Source organism: Flavobacterium praedii (assembly GCF_026810365.1).
Lineage (GTDB): Bacteria > Bacteroidota > Bacteroidia > Flavobacteriales > Flavobacteriaceae > Flavobacterium > Flavobacterium praedii.
The window spans coordinates 290,147-306,919 of the sequence record NZ_CP113948.1 but is presented as its reverse complement, the minus strand read 5'-3'; the positions used below and the strand labels follow the sequence as shown (position 1 = coordinate 306,919).

Below are 16,773 nucleotides of genomic sequence, written 5' to 3'. Positions count from 1 at the left end.
AAACAATTGAATTGAATACCAATTAATTAAAAATACAAATTCAAACCAACCAAAATTTATTTCTAAAAAAATGCCAAAACCAAAAACTATATTAAGTATTTTATTTGCTTTTAGCACGTTATATTCTGTTTTCTCACAAACAGCTAGTACTAAATTATCATTATCTGACAAAAAAGCGACAAAAAAAACCATTCAATTATACCAAAATTTGTATAAAACAGCAAACAGAGGTGTATTATTTGGTCATCAAGACGATTTGGCTTACGGAGTTAACTGGAAATACGAAGCAGGAAGAAGTGATGTAAAAGACGTTGTTGGAGACTTTCCAGCTGTGTATGGTTGGGATTTGGGTGGCTTAGAAACTAAATCCGACAAGAATATTGACGGCATTCCTTTTGACAAAATGAGACAATACATCATTGATGGATACAATAGAGGTGGTGTTATTACTATCAGTTGGCATTATAACAATCCTTTAACTGGCAAAGATGCTTGGGATACTACCCCAAAATCATTAGCTTCTGCATTACCTGGAGGCGTAAGTCATGAAAAATACAAAGCCTGGTTGGATGAAGCCGCAAAATACATTTTAACGTTGAAAGACAAAAAAGGAAATCCAATCCCTTTGCTATATCGTCCGTTTCATGAACTTACCGGAACCTGGTTTTGGTGGTGCAAAAACAATGGAAGCCCTGAAGAGTTTAAAACCCTTTGGAAATTTACTATTGATTATCTACAAAAGAAAGGCGTTCATAATTTAATTTATGTATACAATACCGCCGATTTCGCTTCAAAAGAAGACTTTCTAGAATATTATCCAGGTTCTGATTATGCTGATGTTTTAAGCTTTGACAAATACCAATATAACGACCCTTTGAAAGACAATTCCTTTGTGGACAATTGCCAACGACAATTTGGAATAATAGACAAAATTGCAAAAGAACAACATAAAATCATCGCCTTTGCCGAAACAGGATACGAAGCTATTCCGTATGACAAATGGTGGACAGATACTTTGATGAAAGCTATGGAATCCTACAAAATCTCCTATGCCTTAGTTTGGAGAAACCACGGCTGGCAGGAAAAAGAACAAAAAATGCATTATTACGCCCCCTTCAAAGGACAAGTGAGTGAAAAAGATTTTATTCAATTTTACAATCTTGACAATATTCTTTTTGAAAAAGAGGCTGCAAAAATAAATCTATATAAAAAATAAACCCCATGACTACAAACCCTAAAAAAATAATGGAACATAAAATTAGCATAAAAGAAAAAGTTGGTTACGGACTTGGCGATGCAGCTTCCTCCATGTTTTGGAAAATTTTCAGTATGTATCTTATGTTTTTTTACACTGATGTATTTGGAATAGCCCCAGCTGTGGTTGGAACTATGTTTTTAATCACTCGTATATGGGATTCTTGTTTCGATCCTTTGGTAGGAATCCTTGCAGACCGTACCAAAAGCCGTTGGGGAAAATTTAGACCGTATTTATTATGGACAGCCATTCCGTTTGCCATAATAGGAATCATGACTTTTTACACACCCGACTTTGATGAAAAAGGGAAAATAATATATGCGTATGTTACCTATTCCTTAATGATGATGGTGTATTCTGTAATCAATGTTCCTTATGCTTCTTTACTTGGTGTAATGTCTGGTGACCGAAAAGAACGCACCACTCTTTCTTCCTATCGTATGGTTTTTGCTTTTGCAGGAAGCTTACTGGCACTTTGGTTGATTGAACCGCTGGTAAATCATTTTGGTGGAAATCTAAACTCCAAAACAGGTTGGTTGTATACCATAATCGTATTTGGAATCATCACTACAATATTCTTTTGGTCTTGTTTTTTTCTTACCAAAGAAAGAGTTCAACCTATAAATGACGAAAAACCAAATTTAAAAGAAGATCTAAATGATCTTCTCAAAAACAGACCTTGGTGGATATTATTAGGAGCAGGAATTGGTGCTTTGGTATTCAATTCAATCCGTGACGGTGCTGCAGTTTATTATTTCAAATATTATGTTAGCAGTACGATAAGTTATAGTTTCAATATTTTGGGCGAAAATTTTGCCATGACTCCAACCACACTTTATTTAGTATTGGGACAAGCTGCCAACATCATTGGAGTGATTGCCGCTACTCCAATTGCTAATAAAATTGGTAAAAAGAAAACCTTTTTTGGTGCTATGGTACTAGCCGCAATTTTAAGTGTATTTTTCTATTACATCGGAAAAGAAAATGTGGTACTTATAATGCTTTTCCAAGTAATGATTAGTATTTGTGCAGGTTGTATTTTCCCATTAATCTGGTCTATGTATGCCGACAGCGCTGATTATTCGGAGTGGAAACAAGGAAGAAGAGCCACTGGACTAATTTTTTCGGCTTCTTCGATGTCACAAAAATTTGGCTGGACAATTGGTGGTGCCGCAACAGGATGGCTATTAGGTTATTTTGGATTCCAAGCTAATGTCGTACAATCCATTACAACCCAAAACGGAATACTATTAATGCTAAGTATTCTCCCAGCTATAGCAGCTACCATATCATTACTTTTCATCTTATTCTATCCATTATCGGAAGAAAAATTACAAACAATTGAAGATGAACTTAATGAAAAACGAAAATTAAACAAATAATACTTGATTTAGAACTTTCAATTATGAACACAACAGAACTGAACACCGATTTAAAACAAATAAAATCCGAACTTTTCAATCATTTTAACTCTTTAATTCAAAGAAAAAATGAACCACAAGACGGAATTGGAAACGGAATATACACTCGTTATAAAAACCCAATTTTAACAGCAGCACACACCCCACTAGAATGGAGATTTGATTTTGATCCAAGTACAAATCCATTGCTTCTGGAAAGAATTGCCATTAACGCAACATTCAATGCTGGAGCCATAAAATGGAATGACAAATACATCCTTGTTGCCCGTGTAGAAGGAGCCGACAGAAAATCATTCTTTGCCGTTGCCGAAAGCCCAAATGGTATAGACAATTTTAAATTTTGGGAAAAACCTTGTGTGATTCCACAAACCGAAGAACCAGATACCAATGTATACGATATGCGATTAATCAAGCATGAAGATGGTTGGATTTATGGTATATTTTGTACCGAAAGAAAAGATCCTTCTGCCCCAAAAGGTGATACTAGTACCGCTATTGCAAATGCAGGAATTGTAAGAACCAAAGATTTAATCAACTGGGAAAGAATGCCCGATTTGATTTCGAACACTGGACAACAACGCAACGTAGTTTTACATCCTGAATTTGTGGACGGAAAATATGCTTTATACACTCGCCCACAAGATGGTTTTATTGATGTAGGAAATGGTGGTGGAATTGGTCTTGGTTTTGTAGAAGATATGACCAATCCGATTGTAAAAGACGAAAAAATCATTTACGGAAAACAATATCATACTGTTTACGAATTGAAAAATGGTCTTGGACCAGCACCCATAAAAACAGAAAAAGGTTGGTTGCATTTGGCACATGGTGTTCGTAACACCGCCGCCGGTTTGCGTTACACGCTTTATATGTTCATGACCGATTTGAATGATATTTCAAAAGTTACTCATGTTCCTGCAGGACATTTTATGGCACCAGAAGGCATAGAAAGAGTTGGAGATGTTTCTAATGTTTTATTTTCTAATGGTTGGATCGAAGACAAAGACGGAACTGTTTATATCTATTATGCCTCTTCCGATACTAGAATGCACGTAGCGGTTTCAAGCGTCGATAAATTGGTAGATTACGTTATCAATTCTCCTGAAGATACTTTTACTTCTGCTGGTTCTGTAAACACCATAATCAAACAAGTGAATAAAAATAAAGAAATTTCATAATTGTGCAAAAGGAATTAAAAAATCTAAAAATAGAACTAAAGCTAGAACTACAAAGTATCCTTTCGTATTGGATGGAAAACACTGTTGATCAAAAAAGGGGAGGATTTATTGGCCAGATAGATTACAATAATAATACCAATGAAGAAGCTGAAAAAGGGTCTGTATTAAATGCAAGATTGCTATGGACCTTTTCTGCAGCTTACAAAATTTCGCACAACAGAGAACATTTAGATACTGCAAAACGTGCATTTGAATATATTTCGATCTATTTTCATGATGTAGAATTTGGTGGAATTTTTTGGAGTATCAATCCAGACGGGACACCAAAAGACACTAAAAACCAAATTTATGCCTTAGCTTTTGTTATTTATGGATTGAGCGAATATTTTTCGGTTACTCAAGATAAAAAAGCATTAGAAATGGCTATTGATTTGTATAAAAAAATACAAAAATACAGTTACGATCCTATAAATGGTGGTTACCTAGAAGCCTTTACCCGTGACTGGCAACCGATAGAGGATTTGCGTTTGAGCGAAAAAGATGCCAACGAAAAGAAGACCATGAATACCCATTTGCATATCATTGAAGGCTATGCCAATTTGTATAAAGTATGGAAAAACGAGTCTTTGCGAAAAGTCATTATTGAATTATTGGAAACCATTGAAAAATATTTCATCAATACAGAAACAGGTCATTTACGATTATTTTTTGATGAAAATTGGGTCGAAAAAAAAGATGTTGTTTCCTATGGGCATGACATTGAAGCGGCTTGGCTTTTATTACAATGTGCTAAAATATCAGAAGATTCGACATTGATTAGTCGTTTTAAAAAACATGCTATTCAAATTGCAGATGCAACCAAAGAAGGAATCGATACCGACGGCGGATTATGGTATGAATACGATCCTGAAACCCAAGAATTAATGGCCGAAAAGCATTGGTGGCCTCAAGCTGAATTGATGATTGGTTATTTTACAGCTTGGCAACTTTCCGGGAAACAAGAATACTTAGATATCGTTTTTAAAAACTGGGATTTTACTCAAAAATATATTATTGACAAAGAAAAGGGAGAATGGTTTTGGGGTATCAACAGTGATTATTCTAAAATAAAAAAAGACAAAGCCGGATTCTGGAAATGCCCGTATCACAATAGCAGAGCTTGCATCGAATTGATTCATCGAATTTAAAAAGACAACATGAAAAACCTATTTCTAAAAACCATTGTTACCTGTTTTGTACTTGTGTTAAGCAGTTGTTCAAAAGACGATTCAACTCCTGATCCAGTTGTGGTCATTCCGCCAGTAGTAGTTACTGATGTGTTAACGACACAAAATGTAAAAACTTATATGGTCGACAAAAATGCTACTACAGAAACCGTGGCTTTATTTTACAATTTGAAAAAATTGGCTAAAACTAAATTTGCAATTGGTCAGCAAGATGCTTTTAATGGATTTTATAATAATGGGTCTTCAGCACAATCGGATATCAAGAAAACGACAGGGAATGAACCTGCGCTTTTGGGTTCCGATTTTATGTTTATTACCGACAAAAACAATAATGGCCAAGCCGACAATTGGTTTCACCAACAAGAAGTCATTATTACTGATGATGCTAAAGAAGCCTATGCCAAAGGTATGATTAACACTTTTTCATGGCACATCAGAGAACCGAATAAAGAAGATAGTTTTTATGCCGCTGATATGACCACGGAACAAAAAGGAACTGCCTTCAAAAGCATTTTGCCTGGCGGCGTGAATAATGCATGGTACAAAACAAAACTGGATAAAGTAGCCAGCGTCATTTTGAGTTTAAAAGGATCTAAGGGAGAATTAATTCCCATTATCTTCAGACCTTTTCATGAATTTGATGGGAGCTGGTTTTGGTGGGGTGCTGATTTTTGTACGCCAGAAGAGTACAAAGCTGCATATCAATTTACCGTAGACTATTTAAGAGATACCAAAGGAGTTCATAACATTTTGTATGCCTTTTCTCCTGATAATTCATATAGTACATCTGCCAACTACTTAAGTCGTTATCCTGGAGATACTTATGTAGATGTTTTGGGAATGGACAATTATGGTGATTTGAATAATCTTGGTCAAACAGGAGCGGACAAAGCCAATACCAAACTTAAAATGCTATCAGACTTAGCAATAAGCAAAGTCAAAATTGCCGCTATGACCGAAACTGGTTATCGCGTTACGTCAACTATTTCTCCAGTTACCAATTGGTTTTCAACTTATTTGTACAGCGCACTGACAGCAAATAGTATACAGATCAGTTATGTTATGTTTTGGAACAACAGTCAAGATGGTTATTACGTTCCAACACCAACTGCTTCAAATGCAGCTGATTTTAAGACTTTTGCAACAAAATCCAAATCGGCTTTGGTGAACACGTTACCTAGTATGTATGTTTTACCGAATTAACTGCTTTTTTTTAACCATATAAGGACATATAAGTCAATGTCGTTTCCTTATTAAGTAGACTTTGTCATTCCGACGAAGGAGGAATCACACTTGGGACTTACGTAATGTGATTCCTCCTTCGTCGGAATGACAAACTGGGCGGATTTGGAAATGTGAAATTCTTAAGGAAACGACATTGGCATATAAGTACATATAAGTTAAGCTAAGAATTCCAAAATTTACAGAAATATAATTGTAAACGGAAAGCACTAGCCCTGATAGCAGTGGAAAGCCCGGAGCAGGAAAAGTAAAAATTTCCTGGTGCAAAAAAGCGACCAAAGGAAGCTCTTTTTGCAACATTGGAAACTTTACTTTTCCTGCGAGGACTTGCAACGAATAGCAGGAAATAGCTCCTAAAGAAATTAATTAACGATGAAAAAATCAGTATTAAAAATAGTTTTGGCTCTTTTTTGTTTGGCAAGCATTACTTGTGAAGCCCAAAAACAACAAGCCAGAATCACTGTGAAAGGTACCCAATTTTACAAAGGGAACAAACCGTATTCTTATATTGGAACCAATTATTGGTATGGAAGTTTGTTGGCTTCGAAGAAAGTGGGTGACCGAAAAAGATTGATTCGGGAACTGGATTTAATGCAGAAAAATGGTATCGATAACTTGCGAATTTTAGTTGGAGGGGATGGCGGAAAATACGATTTTACCGTTCGTCCCGCTTTGCAGTATGAACAAGGAAAATACGATCAGGACCTGCTCGATGGTTTAGATTTCCTGATTGCCGAAATGGGCAAACGCAAGATGTACGCAGTGTTGTACTTGACCAACAACTGGGAATGGTCGGGTGGCATGTCACAATATTTGGAATGGAATGGAAAAGGTGCAATTCCGATTCCTGCAATTCCGCCCAACACTTGGCCACAGTTTATGAGTTATACCGAGAAATTCCACAGTTGTGAGCCTTGCATGGAAGCGTTGAACAATCATGTGAAATTTATTTTGGGACGAACAAATAAGTATACCAAAAGAAAATATACCGAGGATAACACCATTATGGCTTGGCAAGTTGGGAATGAACCACGAACGTTTACTCCCGAAAACGAGGCTAAATTTACCGTTTGGCTCAACAATATTGTCAACTTAATGGATAGTTTAGACAAAAATCATTTGATTTCAACCGGTTCTGAGGGAAGGAACAGTTCGAACGACAGTATGGAAACGTTTGAAAGAACACATACAAATCCGAATATTAATTATTTAACCATGCACATTTGGCCAAAAAATTGGGGATGGTACAAAGCCGAAGATGCCGAAAAAACGTTGCCAACAACGCTAGAAAATGCTGGGAAATATATTGACTTACACGTTGAAGTCGCCAATCGTTTGAAAAGACCAATTATCATTGAAGAATTTGGTTTGCCAAGAGAAAATGAAGGTCTAACAACAACAGCACCTGTAACCAACAGAGATGTTTTTTATAATTATATTTTTCAAAGAGTTGCGGAAAGTCATAAAAAAAATGGTGCCTTACAAGCGGCCAATTTTTGGGGTTTTGGTGGTGAAGGAAAAGCCGTCACCAAAGACGGAAAATGGAATCCAGGCGATCCTTTGACTACAGACCCACCACAGGAACCACAGGGTTTGAACTCCGTTTTTTCTGCGGATAAATCGACTTTGGAGATTGTAAAAAAGTTTAATTTAATATTGAAATAAAAAAAGGGAGCAAATATCAGTTTGCTCCTTTTCATATTAACCTAAAATAGTTTCTATTGCAACCAATTCTTCTTTAGAGAAATCCAGATTCTGTAAACTGTCAATATTATTATTCAATTGCCCTACCGAACTGGCACCAATCAATACTGAAGTAATTCTGTTGTCTTTGAGCAACCAAGCCAAAGCCATTTGCGCCAAAGACTGATTTCGTTCTGTAGCAATGTCATTCAATTGAATAATTTTCTGGATTCTATCCTCCGAGACTTCGGCTTCTTGCAAATGTCCGTTTGGATTGTGAGCACGGGAATTTTCTGGAATACCTTTCAAATATTTATCTGTCAATAGCCCTTGTGCCAAAGGTGAAAAAGCAATACAACCCACCCCTTTTTCTTCGAGTACATCGAGCAATCCTTCTTCGGGAGTTCGCACAAACATGGAATATTTTACCTGATGAATCAAACAAGGTGTTCCCAATCGTTTCAAGATTTCGGTAGCTTCTTTGGTTTGTTCTGGGTTATAATTAGAGATGCCCGCATACAAAGCTTTTCCGCTTCGAACAGCATAATCCAATGCCATCATGGTTTCTTCCAAAGGAGTTTCGGGATCAAAACGATGCGAATAGAAAATATCTACATAATCAACTTTCATTCGTTTCAAACTTTGATCCAAACTCGACAATAAATACTTTCGGGAACCCCAATCCCCATAAGGGCCATCCCACATCGTATAACCTGCTTTGGTCGAAATTACAATTTGATCACGAAGGTTTCCCTGAAAATTATTTTTTAGAATAGCACCAAAATTAGTCTCTGCAGAACCTGGAACTGGTCCGTAATTATTAGCCAAATCAAAATGGGTGATTCCTTTATCAAAAGCAGCTTTGGCAATACTTTCGGCATTTTCAAAAGAATCGACCGAACCAAAATTATGCCATAATCCCAAAGAAATTTGCGGCAATAACAAACCGCTTTTTCCACATCTGTTGTATTTCATCTTTTTATTTTTTTTATACTATTAGTACAATTTAACTCTTAATTTATTTTAAAAATACCTACGTACTTTTTTTGTAAATTTGTATCAAACGATAAAAATATGAATAATAATTGGCAAAAATCAATTTCAATAGACTCCAATATTCGATTTGGCAAACCCACAATAACTGGGACTAGAATTTGTGTGTCTGACATTTTATCTTGGCTTTCTCAAGGTATGTCTATGGAAGAAATTCTTTTGGACTTTCCAGAACTAAAAAAAGAAGACATTCTTGCTGCTTTAGCTTTTGCGGCTAATAGAGAAAATATCACCAAAATAATTGCAGCTTAATGAAACTGCTTCTTGATGCCAATATTTCTTGGAGAATTATCAAAATCATTGAAAATACATTTCCTAATTGTTTACATTCCAAAGATATCGATAGTGCACAACCTGCAAAGGATAACGAGATTTGGAAATTTGCCAAAAACAACAATTTCACCATCCTCACACACGATGAAGATTTTGAAAAACTATTACTTTTGAATGGTGTTCCTCCAAAAGTAATAATTTTAAAAACTTTCAATCAAAACACGAAACAGCTTGCCCAAACATTAATAGACAAAAAGGCAATTATTGAATCTTTTATTCTGAATAATGAACTAATGATTTTGGAAATTTATTAATTATTGCAACTCAAAACTACTGTCCAAACCTTTATCCGAACTTCCTCCCACCATTATTTTGAAAGTTCCTGCTTCTACCAAATAATTACCATCATTATCAAAGAATCCAAGTTCTTTATCCGTCAAAGTAAAGGTTACGGTTTTGGTTTCTCCTTTTTTCAAAGCAATCAACTCGAAGCCTTTTAGTTCTTTTACAGGTCTGGCCAAACTTGCAGCAACGTCTTGAATATACAATTGTGCAACCTCTTTACCATCATAATTACCTGAGTTGGTAATATCTACCGAAACCATAACCGGCTCCCCTTTTGCGAAAGCAGTTTTGTTGATTTTTAAATTTTTATAATCGAAAGTAGTATAACTCAACCCAAATCCGAAAGGATACAAAGGTGTTTTCTCTACATCGGTATAATGGGACCAAAAAACATTTTTATCGCTGTTTACAGGTCTTCCAGTGTTGTAATTGTTATAATAAATCGGTACTTGACCCACATTTCTTGGGAAAGACATTGGCAATTTTCCACTTGGGTTGTAATCGCCGTACAACACCTGAGCCACCGCATTTCCGGTTTGCGTACCCAGATGCCAAGCCTCGACAATCGCAGGAATATGTTCTGCTGCCCAAGGTAAAGCTAGAGGTCTTCCGTTGTTTAAAACCAAGACAATATTGGGGTTTACTTTGTAGATTTCCTCCAATAATTCTTGTTGAACTCCAGGCAAATCCAGATTTGTTCTGCTACGCCCTTCTCCTGATTGAAAACCGTGTTCACCCAAAACCATCACCACAACATCAGCGTTTGCAGCTACTTTTTTGGCGGCATCAAATCCGGTTTTGTCCGTGGTGTTGAAAACCAACTCATCTACAAAAGCCGCTTTCCCAACAATCAAATCGGCTCCTTTTTCAAACGTCAATTGATTGTCTTTATACTGTTGCATCCCTTCCAGAACCGAAACGGCAGTATTGTCATCAGATGCGATTCTCCAACTTCCCAATGGGCTGTTTTTGTCATTAGCCAAAGCACCAATCAAAGCAATTTTCTGCCCTGATTTTTTTAACGGAAGTAATCCTTTTTCGTTCTTCAACAACACAATCGATTTTTTGGCCATATCCAAAACCGCATCATTATTGGCTTTGTTTCCTATCGTTGCTTTTTCTCTTTTCTCGTCACAATATTTGTACGGATCATCAAACAATCCCAATTCAAATTTCACACGCAAAATTCTACGAACGGCATCGTCAACCAAAGCTTCTTTTACTTTACCATCTTTTACCAATTTCACTAATTCCTCAACATACAAATGCGATTCCATATCCATATCCGAACCAGCAATCACCGCTTTGGCTGTTGCATCTGCACCATCTTTGGCAAATCCGTGAGCAATCATTTCCCGAACCGAAGCCCAATCCGAAACCACAAAACCGTCAAATTTCCATTTGCCTTTTAGAATATCTCTTTGCAAAAAACTGTTTCCGGTTGCAGGAACTCCATTCAAAATATTAAACGAATTCATCATCGTACGAACACCCGCATCTGTCGCCGCTTTAAATGGTGGCAAAACCGTATTGTACAATTTAGAATTGCTTATATCCACTGTATTATAGTCCCTTCCCGATTCGGCAAAACCATAAGCCGCAAAATGTTTGGCACAAGCCGCAATCGTATTCACCTTAAGCAAATCTGATTTGGTATCTCCTTGAAAACCAGTGATTCGTGCAATGGCAATTTTGCTCCCCAAATACGGATCTTCCCCCGCACCTTCCATCACGCGACCCCAACGGGCATCATTCGAGATATCTACATTTGGCCCAAAAGTCCAGTTGATTCCAGATGCCGAAGCTTCGTCTGCCGCCACTTGAGCCGATTTTTTAATCGCTTCCATATCCCAGCTCGCTGCTTCGGCCAACGGAATCGGACTCAAGGTTTTGTACCCGTGAATCACGTCAAAACCAATGATTAACGGAATCCTCAATCGAGTTTCCTCAACTGCAATTTTCTGAACGGCTTTTACCTCTTTCACTCCACGAACCGAAAGCATAGAACCTACCCAACCATCACGCAAATGTTTGTATTTCAACTCGGCATTTCCGCCTTTTGGCGCTGGACCGGTTACTTCCCAAAAACCGTTGTATTGGTTCATTTGTCCCACTTTTTCCTCCAGCGTCATTTGTTTCATCAACAAATCGATACGTTCTTCAATGGGTTTTGTCTTATCTAAATGTGGTATTTTCTGTGCAATCATAGTTCCTGTGGTAATCAGGGTAAAAATCCCTGCAATAATTAATGTATTGTTCTTCATAATTCGTAATTTATTTTTTGGGCGTATCCCTCCAGAAAAAGTCGGGTCGGGCTATCCGTTGCAATCTCCCGAGAAAAATCGGGAGGATTTTCACTGCTATCCCTTACGCGGAATGTCATTAAGTTAAGCTTTGTTTTTTCTCGCTAAGACGCCAAGTTAAGAGCCATTTCTTTGCGTCTTCGCGTCTTTGCGAGAGTTATATTTTGAAAAAGCGTAGTGAGAAACCCTTAACTTAATGACATTGCCCTTACGCGGACTCACAACAACTTCAATTTATCTCGCAAAGACGCAAAGGCGCAAAATTCTGAGTTGCTTACTTTGTGCCTTCGCGCCTTTGCGAGAGCTAGATTTAAAAAAATAGCGGGAAACTCTTAATCGGGCGATAACTGAAAACTGCAACCTTAACTATTCACTTATAAAAGAGGAAGTCGGTAAATTCGCTTTATTAAAAAGAGTCGCTTGATCCGTATTCTTCCATGCGTAACGCACTTTAACAGGTGTTTTTACTTTATCTGATTGTACTACTACTGCATTATTTTTGATGACAGCGGTCGCTTTATAAAACACATTATCTGCACCTGCAACTTCAAACAAATCGTCTTTGGTGTCTTTAAAATACAAACCTTCTGAATAATCAAAAGTGACCGTCACTTTATTTTTATTAATAGCAATTCCTTTAAAAATCGGGCCATTCACCAATGCGCTATTGGCTTTATACGTATTCACCAAAGCCAAATTCGCCAAACGAGTTCCAACTGATTTTTTATCCTTTGGATGAATATCTTCAGGGGTAGAAATATCGCTTGTCAATACCATTCCGGTATTCACTTCCTGTAGCACTTTTCGCTGAGCATCGCGAATGATTGAACCTCCAAAATGATCTTCACCATATTTATAAGGCGCAATCTGAACATAATAAAACGGAAAATCATATTTCCATAATTTTCTCCACGAAGTAATTAAAGCCGTCAGCGTTTTGTCATAAACCGCTGACCCCACGTTACTTTCGCCTTGGTACCACAACGCCCCAGCTATTTTAAATTGAGTCAGCGGATAAATCATAGCGTTAAAAGCACGTCCCGGCTGATTCGGACCATAGCTTTCTTCTTTTCGGGTTTTGGCTGTTTCCAATAAAACGGGGTCGTTTTGAATCACTTCTTCTGGCATCCAAATCTCGGCAGGTGTTCCGCCCCAATTTGACGAAATCAAACCGATAGGTACGTTTTTCAACTCTTCTTGCAAACGCTTTCCAAAAAAATAACCCACTGCACTAAAATATTTCATTGTTTCGGGTGTGCATGCTGTCCAAGTCCCAGAAATATTATTTTGGGGCGTCGTTGCCGTTAATTTTGGCACCAAAAATAATCGAATGTTTGGGTTCATTGCATTTTTTACTTCTTCATCGCCATTCTCAATTCCCCAACTGGCGTTCATTTCCATATTGGATTGTCCGGAACAGATCCAAACTTCACCAATCAAAATGTTTTTCAACACAATTTCATTGTAGCCTTTTATAGCAATGGTATAAGGCCCACCTTCTTTTGGAGTTGGAATGACAATCTCCCATTTGGCTTGATTGCTGGCTTTGATTTTGTAGGTTTCACTATTCCAACTTGGTGTAATCACCACTTCTTCCTGCGGATTTGCCCAGCCCCAAATGGTAACTTCAGCATTTCGTTGCAAAACCATATTATCCGAAAAGATATTCGGAAGCGTAACATTTGCGAAAGCGGTATTTGAAAGTATCAGTAAGAAAACGAATCTAAAGATGTTATTTTGCATCGAGTAATTTTTTAAAGAAAGGATTTAATTGGTCGGCCATCACTTTATCATCAGCAATATCGGGATGATAGCCACAGCCTTTTGGACTCATTGGTTGGAATTCGAACAAGGCAATGGATTTATGAATGGTGTCGTTTTCAAAAGCTTGAATCACTTTTTTCAAGCATTTCACCAAAGTTACATTTCGCTCTCCCGAAACCATCGGACTGTTCAACAAAACAATTCTGGTATTGGGTGCGTGTTTGTAAACTGTTTTGATGAAATCAATATAATTCGAAACGTATTTTTCTTCATTAAACGGCAATCTCCCTTTTTTGCCATCACCATCCGAAAGGTCGTTGGTTCCCAAACAAATACTTACCAAGTCAGGTTGAAAAGCAAAATTGTACGGTTTTGAGTTGTCTTTATTCAGGTATAAATTTTCATATACATCGGGAATAATAGGCTCGTCCAGATGCTCATCGTTCCAGTTGCGGTACATCCCGTATCCCGAAACGGAACTCAGTACAAAATCAGCATCTAAATCTCTTGCAAGTACTGGCCCATAAGCATAATACGCATTGTGTTGGTCAAACCAATCTCCCGCCCCACACGGAATTGCCGAAGCATCATTCCCAAAACCACAGGTTATAGAATCTCCGATGAGTTCAATTTTTTTCTTCTTTTTAGGAGCTGCTCCTGCTATTAACTTGACTGTTGTGCCTGCGAATAAAACACCTCCATTGGCTGCTTCTGTCGCTTTATAAATTGAAAGATGATGTGCTTTTTTGCTTTTTGGAACCGTAATTGGAAAAGATTGTACAGCTCCTTTTTCTATTCGGATTCTTCCGATGTATTTCCCATCGAGTTCAAGAGAAACATAGTTTTGATGTTCAAAGGAATCGACACTTTGTAAGGAAATAGAACAGGAATTTCCATTAAAATCAAACGAAACTGAAGAAGCAGAGCCGATCAGCATCACTTTATCATCTTGCATTTTTTCAATTCGTCCGTGATACTCAAATAGCGATTGGGTCTCGACCTTTTTTTGGGCAACAGAAACGAATGAAATGGCAATCAATAAAAATAAAAGGTATTTTTTGGGGTAATTCATAATATTTTGGAGCTTATTTTAGCAATATAAACAACAAATATAAAACGATTACTATTCTGGATTAGATACTATTTTTTCAAACTATAATGAAAAAATTACTTGTACTAATTGCTCCTTAAAATTTCTTCATAAAACCAAAAAACCACCTATTAATTCAGGTGGTTTTTTGATTTCAACTACAAAGGAATATTTCCGTGTTTTCTTTTGGGAGCAACAATTACTTTATTCTCCAGCATGCTAAACGCTTTGATCAGTTTACGTCTAGTGTCTTGCGGTAGAATTACCTCATCTACGAAACCACGTTGCGCTGCTGTGTATGGATTGGCAAACAAATTGGCATATTCGGCTTCTTTTTCTAAAAGTTTGGCTTCGTGATCTTCGGCTTGATTAATTTCGTTTTTAAAAATAATTTCCGAAGCTCCTTTTGCTCCCATTACGGCTATTTCGGCAGTTGGCCAAGCAAAATTCAAATCGGCACCAATGTGTTTGGAGTTCATTACATCATAGGCCCCACCATAAGCTTTGCGCGTAATCACGGTAACTCTTGGCACGGTTGCTTCACTCAATGCGTAGAGTAATTTGGCACCATGCACAATAATTCCCTCCCACTCTTGGTCTGTTCCGGGTAAAAAACCGGGTACATCGACCAATACTAATAATGGTATATTAAAACAATCGCAAAAACGAGTAAAACGCGCTGCTTTTTTGGAGCTTTTTACACCCAATACTCCCGCTAAAAAGTTGGGCTGATTGGCAATAATTCCAACACTTCTTCCTGCTAAACGCGCAAATCCCACGATGATATTTTCGGCATAATTTTTATGAATCTCATAAAAAGAATCTTCGTCAATTATTCCTTTAATAACATCGTGCATGTCATAAGGCTTATTGGTACTATCGGGAATAACATTTGCCAATTGCATTCGGATTTCATCTCCCAATTCATACGGCAAACTTTTTGGTGTTTCCTTATTGCTTTGCGGTAAATAACCCAACAATCGTTTTAAATCTTCCAAACATTCAACATCATTTCCCGAAGTGATATGTGCCACACCTGACTTGGTTGAATGCGCCAATGCACCACCCAATTCCTCAGAAGTTACACTTTCGTTGGTTACTGTTTTTACCACATTAGGACCGGTAACGAACATATAACTGGTGCCTTCGACCATCATAGTAAAATCGGTCATCGCAGGAGAATATACCGCTCCACCCGCGCATGGCCCCATAATTGCTGAGATTTGCGGAATTACTCCACTAGCCTGAACATTACGATAAAAAATATCAGCATATCCGCCAAGGGAACGAACACCTTCTTGAATACGAGCGCCACCTGAGTCGTTAAGACCAATCATCGGAGCTCCCATTTTGACAGCCATGTCCATTACTTTGCATATTTTTTCGGCGTGTGTTTCGGACAAAGCACCTCCAAAAACAGTAAAGTCTTGAGCGAAAATATAAACCAATCTGCCGTTGATGGTACCATAACCCGTAACTACTCCATCGCCATAATACAATTCTTTTTCCATTCCAAAATCGGTAGTACGGTGTGTTACCAACATTCCGATTTCCTCAAAAGAACCTTCATCCATCAAATAATCAATACGTTCTCTTGCGGTTAATTTTTTCTTTTCGTGTTGCTTAGCAATACGTTCTTTTCCTCCACCCAAAAGGGCTTGTGCTATTTTTTCGTTTAAGATTTCTATTTTGTCTTGCATACTTTCTTTTTTAACAGCTGAGTTTTTATTAATCCTTTCTTTCCGGCTAAAGCCAACTTAATTTGAACCATTAAGTGATTAAGAAAATTAAGTTTTACTTTTTCTATATGAAACTTAATTCCTTAATAGTTCAACTATTCTTTTCAATCCAATAAGAGTAAACAAAACATTTTATTTGCCTTTCCATTTGTAAACCATTAAAAAATAAGATGACTAAGTTTTACTTTTCTTTATGAAACT

13 protein-coding genes are annotated in these 16,773 nt (G+C 37.3%); 8 read left to right on the top strand and 5 right to left on the bottom strand.

Annotated elements, in window-relative coordinates:
- Positions 1–70 precede the first annotated feature (70 nt).
- From OYT91_RS01430 to OYT91_RS01405, 6 genes are all read left to right on the top strand, one after another.
- Positions 71–1,216 (top strand): glycoside hydrolase family 26 protein, encoded by a 1,146-nt coding sequence (locus OYT91_RS01430; protein ID WP_281239204.1) that lies wholly within the window; start codon positions 71–73, stop codon positions 1,214–1,216.
- 5 nt (positions 1,217–1,221) lie between these two features.
- Positions 1,222–2,637, top strand: coding sequence for an MFS transporter (locus OYT91_RS01425; protein ID WP_281239203.1), 1,416 nt, complete (start codon positions 1,222–1,224; stop codon positions 2,635–2,637).
- A 23-nt stretch (positions 2,638–2,660) separates the two neighbouring features.
- Positions 2,661–3,854 carry a glycoside hydrolase family 130 protein gene (locus OYT91_RS01420; RefSeq protein ID WP_281239202.1) on the top strand — a complete coding sequence of 398 codons (1,194 nt, stop codon included), beginning with the start codon at positions 2,661–2,663 and terminating at the stop codon, positions 3,852–3,854.
- 2 nt (positions 3,855–3,856) lie between these two features.
- Entirely contained in the window at positions 3,857–5,041 is a 1,185-nt protein-coding gene (locus OYT91_RS01415) for an AGE family epimerase/isomerase (RefSeq protein ID WP_281239201.1), read from the top strand.
- A gap of 9 nt (positions 5,042–5,050) precedes the next feature.
- On the top strand, positions 5,051–6,283 hold the full coding sequence (locus OYT91_RS01410) for a glycoside hydrolase family 26 protein (RefSeq protein ID WP_281239200.1): 1,233 nt from the start codon (positions 5,051–5,053) through the stop codon (positions 6,281–6,283).
- Positions 6,284–6,694: 411 nt separating this feature from the next.
- Entirely contained in the window at positions 6,695–7,987 is a 1,293-nt protein-coding gene (locus OYT91_RS01405; protein ID WP_281239199.1) for a glycoside hydrolase 5 family protein, read from the top strand.
- 36 nt (positions 7,988–8,023) lie between these two features.
- Here OYT91_RS01405 and OYT91_RS01400 read toward each other — a convergent pair whose 3' ends face one another.
- A complete protein-coding gene (locus OYT91_RS01400) occupies positions 8,024–8,980 on the bottom strand; it encodes an aldo/keto reductase (RefSeq protein ID WP_281239198.1) in 957 nt (318 codons plus the stop codon).
- 99 nt (positions 8,981–9,079) lie between these two features.
- Here OYT91_RS01400 and OYT91_RS01395 point away from each other — a divergent pair, with 99 nt between their 5' ends.
- Both OYT91_RS01395 and OYT91_RS01390 read left to right on the top strand, forming a co-directional pair.
- Complete coding sequence (locus OYT91_RS01395) at positions 9,080–9,310, top strand: DUF433 domain-containing protein (RefSeq protein ID WP_281239197.1); 231 nt, start codon at positions 9,080–9,082, stop codon at positions 9,308–9,310.
- Complete coding sequence (locus OYT91_RS01390) at positions 9,310–9,645, top strand: DUF5615 family PIN-like protein (protein WP_281239196.1); 336 nt, start codon at positions 9,310–9,312, stop codon at positions 9,643–9,645. The genes OYT91_RS01395 and OYT91_RS01390 overlap by 1 nt, the downstream gene beginning before the upstream one ends.
- Here the strand turns inward: OYT91_RS01390 and bglX are convergent, their stop codons facing one another.
- From bglX to OYT91_RS01370, 4 genes are all read right to left on the bottom strand, one after another.
- Positions 9,646–11,940, bottom strand: a complete 2,295-nt coding sequence (gene bglX / locus OYT91_RS01385) for a beta-glucosidase BglX (protein ID WP_281239195.1) — start codon at positions 11,938–11,940, stop codon at positions 9,646–9,648.
- A gap of 405 nt (positions 11,941–12,345) precedes the next feature.
- Positions 12,346–13,722, bottom strand: a complete 1,377-nt coding sequence (locus OYT91_RS01380; protein WP_281239194.1) for a sialate O-acetylesterase — start codon at positions 13,720–13,722, stop codon at positions 12,346–12,348.
- Positions 13,712–14,815: an SGNH/GDSL hydrolase family protein gene (locus OYT91_RS01375; RefSeq protein WP_281239193.1), complete on the bottom strand. Its 1,104-nt coding sequence runs from the start codon at positions 14,813–14,815 to the stop codon at positions 13,712–13,714. The genes OYT91_RS01380 and OYT91_RS01375 overlap by 11 nt, the downstream gene beginning before the upstream one ends.
- A gap of 176 nt (positions 14,816–14,991) precedes the next feature.
- Complete coding sequence (locus OYT91_RS01370) at positions 14,992–16,533, bottom strand: acyl-CoA carboxylase subunit beta (RefSeq protein ID WP_281239192.1); 1,542 nt, start codon at positions 16,531–16,533, stop codon at positions 14,992–14,994.
- Positions 16,534–16,773 lie beyond the last annotated feature (240 nt).

Bases quoted from the DNA above. Each gene is read 5' to 3' on its own strand.
- OYT91_RS01430 (WP_281239204.1), top strand. From the start codon at position 71: ATGCCAAAACCAAAAACTATATTAAGTATTTTATTTGCTTTTAGCACG.
- OYT91_RS01425 (WP_281239203.1), top strand. From the start codon at position 1,222: ATGACTACAAACCCTAAAAAAATAATGGAACATAAAATTAGCATAAAA.
- OYT91_RS01420 (WP_281239202.1), top strand. From the start codon at position 2,661: ATGAACACAACAGAACTGAACACCGATTTAAAACAAATAAAATCCGAA.
- OYT91_RS01410 (WP_281239200.1), top strand. From the start codon at position 5,051: ATGAAAAACCTATTTCTAAAAACCATTGTTACCTGTTTTGTACTTGTG.
- OYT91_RS01405 (WP_281239199.1), top strand. From the start codon at position 6,695: ATGAAAAAATCAGTATTAAAAATAGTTTTGGCTCTTTTTTGTTTGGCA.
- OYT91_RS01400 (WP_281239198.1), bottom strand. From the start codon at position 8,980: ATGAAATACAACAGATGTGGAAAAAGCGGTTTGTTATTGCCGCAAATT.
- OYT91_RS01395 (WP_281239197.1), top strand. From the start codon at position 9,080: ATGAATAATAATTGGCAAAAATCAATTTCAATAGACTCCAATATTCGA.
- OYT91_RS01390 (WP_281239196.1), top strand. From the start codon at position 9,310: ATGAAACTGCTTCTTGATGCCAATATTTCTTGGAGAATTATCAAAATC.
- bglX (WP_281239195.1), bottom strand. From the start codon at position 11,940: ATGAAGAACAATACATTAATTATTGCAGGGATTTTTACCCTGATTACC.
- OYT91_RS01380 (WP_281239194.1), bottom strand. From the start codon at position 13,722: ATGCAAAATAACATCTTTAGATTCGTTTTCTTACTGATACTTTCAAAT.
- OYT91_RS01375 (WP_281239193.1), bottom strand. From the start codon at position 14,815: ATGAATTACCCCAAAAAATACCTTTTATTTTTATTGATTGCCATTTCA.
- OYT91_RS01370 (WP_281239192.1), bottom strand. From the start codon at position 16,533: ATGCAAGACAAAATAGAAATCTTAAACGAAAAAATAGCACAAGCCCTT.